The sequence below is a fragment of the Acidithiobacillus sp. TH-A35 genome (assembly GCF_057473505.1).
On sequence record NZ_JBYCKR010000265.1, the window covers coordinates 1 to 2,977 of the forward strand.

The following is a 2,977-nucleotide window of genomic DNA, read 5'->3' on the forward strand; positions in this document are numbered from 1 at the left end:
GCGCCAGCGGGCCGACATGATCGAGACTAGGACAAAAAGGGAAGGCCCCGGCCCGGGACAGGCGGCCATAGGTCGGCTTCAGCCCAAAAATACCGCAAAGGGAAGACGGCACCCGAATAGAACCATTGGTGTCAGAACCCAGGGCGATGGGCACCATGCCTGCCGCTACAGCGGCACCGCTGCCACCACTGGACCCGCCGGTCATTCGCAAGCGGTCATGGGGATTGCGGGAAGGCCCATAGTGAATATTTTCACCCGTAAAATCGTAGGCATACTCACCCATATTAAGGGCGCCCACCACGATGGCGCCCGCTGCCGTGAGCCGCCTTACGGCGGTGGCGTCCGTTACGGCGGGGGCATCTGTTTGATTGATCTTGGACCCAGCGAGGGTAATCTCGCCCTGCAAATCAAAAAGATTTTTGACCGCAAAGGGCACCCCCGCCAGAGGCCCGGGGTCTTCGCCCCGCGCCACCTTCTGGTCCACTGCCTCTGCTTCCCGTAGGGCACGCGCTTCCGTGATGCAGGTGAAGGCATTGATCTCGCCGTTATGGGCGTGGATATGCCGGAGCGTCTCCTGCACCACCTCCGCGGCACGCCACTCGCCGCTACGGACCCGTTGCGCAATTTCCTGCGCCTGCGGAAATGTGTCGTTCTCTGGCTTCATGGACGAAATACCGGGGCCAAATCTTCCGTCATATCCACCGGATGCGCTTCCAGCACCTTGGCCATCCGCGCACTCAGCATGAAATAATGTTTTACCTCTGCACGCCATTCTTCGCGCACACTGAGCCCCATAGAATCGAAGAGATAGTTCATATACGTATCCACGGGCGTATCAGCATCTGTTCCGGGCGGATTCATCCTGCTTTTCCTTTTGTTAAAAATCAGCTTTTTTTTGCCGTAATTGCAGCAACTCTGCCAATACACTGATCGCGATCTCCGGGGGCTTTTTACCGAGTCCTGGCAAACCCATGGGCATGTGCAAACAGTCCGGAATATCCTGTCCGGCGCGGGACAGGGCGTGACTAAAACGCGCCGCTTTGGACCGACTGGCAATGACCCCGAGATAAGCCAAGGGTTTCCCGATAAAATGCTCCAGCAACGCGTAATCCATGGCGTGGCTGTAGGTCATGATGAGCACCATGGCATCGGTTGCCGGAGCCTGCAGATCTGCCCAGGTCCAAGTGTCCACCAGGGTAACTTCTGGCGGAAAGGCGGCAGGATCGGCCCATTCCGGGCGCTGATCGAATACGAATGACGCTAAATCCAGTTTGCTGGCCATGCTGGCGATCGCCCGTCCTACATGCCCCGCACCGAAAATCCATAGCGGCTGATGGTGGGCAGCGGGCAGCGCGAAGTGCCGCTCCTCTACATCCATACCGGGAACGTCAGCATGCAAAAGCACGGTCATGGCATCAAATGGACCGATTTGCCGTCCCAGACGGGTAATCCCGGCCAGGAGCTGCAACCGGCCTGCTGAATCCCGTTGATAGAGACGGGAGGCGCCAGACTGGTACAGCTCGGAAAAAAACCGGGGTACATCCAGCACACAGATTTCTACTTGCCCACCACAGCACTGATCATCCGCCGTGCCCAAAGTAAAATTCAGCAATGCCGGGGATGCTTCAGAACGGGGCGTGCGCAACACCTGACAGATCTGATATTCCATGCGACCACCACCTACCGTGCCCAGCAGGGAGCCATCTTCCAACAGACGCATACTGGCCCCGACCGCCGTGGGCGCAGATCCCCGCACCCGGGTCACAACCGCTTCCCGGACCGGAAGCAAGGGCCGCTGACGACTGGCGAGGGCATTCATGAGGCGTACCCGATCACGGCCACCGGCCCGCCCCCCTGGGGACCCTGATGCTCCGCGCGCGTCGAGACATAGACGCCGGTTTCCCCCGTGACCCCGGCCAACAAGGCGGAGACTACACAGCGGGAATAGCGCATATCGGAGATATCCGCGTCTGTCCACATGGTATGACGACGATGGCGGATATGGCCTCGCGGGTCAGCATCGGATTTGGCGAAGACCGCCAGCACCTTCTCCGCATCGACAGTCGCTAACTGCCCGTTGACGGGCTGCAGTCCCAACTGATTCAGCACAGCATGGATCGCCGGTACATCGATGATGTCCTGCATCACCCCGTGGGCGATGACCAGATCACCGTCCCACCAGCACGAATTGGCGAACAGCACTATTTCGGAGCGCTGCAATAAGGGTTTGGCGGAAACGCTGGCCCGACTGGAGTACAAGGCCCAGTCCCGGTTGATGGCGTCATCCGACAGTTCGGATTCGGTCACCTCACCCAAAGCGAGGGCCACCCCCAGGGCAGAAGCGCCGCGTGACCAGGCCATGTCACAGCGCAGGTGCTCGGCACGGACGTTTCCGGTCGTTGTCGAGCCCAGCGCTGGTATCGCCCCTTTGATCTGCACCAGATGCACATCCCCAGGCTCAACCTGCAAGGCATGCATGAGCCAGGTGACCGCGCGGGCGGTTTCCCGCACCATCGCCATCCGCCCCACTTCCTGCGCGCTAAAAGGGCGGGTATGGGCGGATGCAAGCGCCAGACGTTTTATCGGATACGCTTGCTTAGCCGCCCGACCTGATACCGAAAACACCAGAATATGCGGCGCCGCAACCCCTTCACTACCGCCCGAAAAGGACAACACCACACGTTCTTCCACCAACTCTGGACGGCAATCCAAATGCGTTGCCAGCAGCTGGCTCAAAGCCATCATCGCCAAAGCCCGGGTAAAGTCGTTTATGCCGCCATTACCCTCGGTTTTGCCTATAATCGCGACGATGCTCTGAGGATCTATCGTCCCCTCGGCAATCGCCCGGGCCAGTCCGGAAACGTCGGCAGGGTCTGTCGTAAAAAACCGGTAGACGGAGGTACGCATGGTCTTCGCCTTCTGCGATTAAAAGGGAACCCGGAGTACCCGCCCGGTGCGACGTTGGATGTCGATCTTG

General features: G+C 59.6%; 4 protein-coding genes. All 4 read right to left on the reverse strand.

What is annotated here, in order from left to right:
* Nucleotides 1-664, reverse strand: a 664-nt coding sequence (locus AC2VNK_RS08760) for an amidase family protein (RefSeq protein WP_486883493.1), incomplete at its 3' end; no start/stop codon positions are given.
* The gene (locus tag AC2VNK_RS08765; protein WP_486883494.1) at nt 661-861 is read right to left on the reverse strand and encodes a DUF4089 domain-containing protein; all 201 of its coding nucleotides are present in this window, start codon (nt 859-861) and stop codon (nt 661-663) included. The genes AC2VNK_RS08760 and AC2VNK_RS08765, both read right to left, overlap by 4 nt.
* A 16-nt stretch (nt 862-877) precedes the next feature.
* Entirely contained in the window at nt 878-1,819 is a 942-nt protein-coding gene (locus AC2VNK_RS08770) for an XdhC family protein (RefSeq protein WP_291521990.1), read from the reverse strand.
* Complete coding sequence (gene atzD / locus AC2VNK_RS08775) at nt 1,816-2,907, reverse strand: cyanuric acid amidohydrolase (RefSeq protein ID WP_486883495.1); 1,092 nt, start codon at nt 2,905-2,907, stop codon at nt 1,816-1,818. Before atzD ends, AC2VNK_RS08770 begins: the two co-directional genes overlap by 4 nt.
* Nucleotides 2,908-2,977 lie beyond the last annotated feature (70 nt).

Bases quoted from the DNA above. Each gene is read 5' to 3' on its own strand.
- AC2VNK_RS08765 (WP_486883494.1), bottom strand. From the start codon at position 861: ATGAATCCGCCCGGAACAGATGCTGATACGCCCGTGGATACGTATATG.
- AC2VNK_RS08770 (WP_291521990.1), bottom strand. From the start codon at position 1,819: ATGAATGCCCTCGCCAGTCGTCAGCGGCCCTTGCTTCCGGTCCGGGAA.
- atzD (WP_486883495.1), bottom strand. From the start codon at position 2,907: ATGCGTACCTCCGTCTACCGGTTTTTTACGACAGACCCTGCCGACGTT.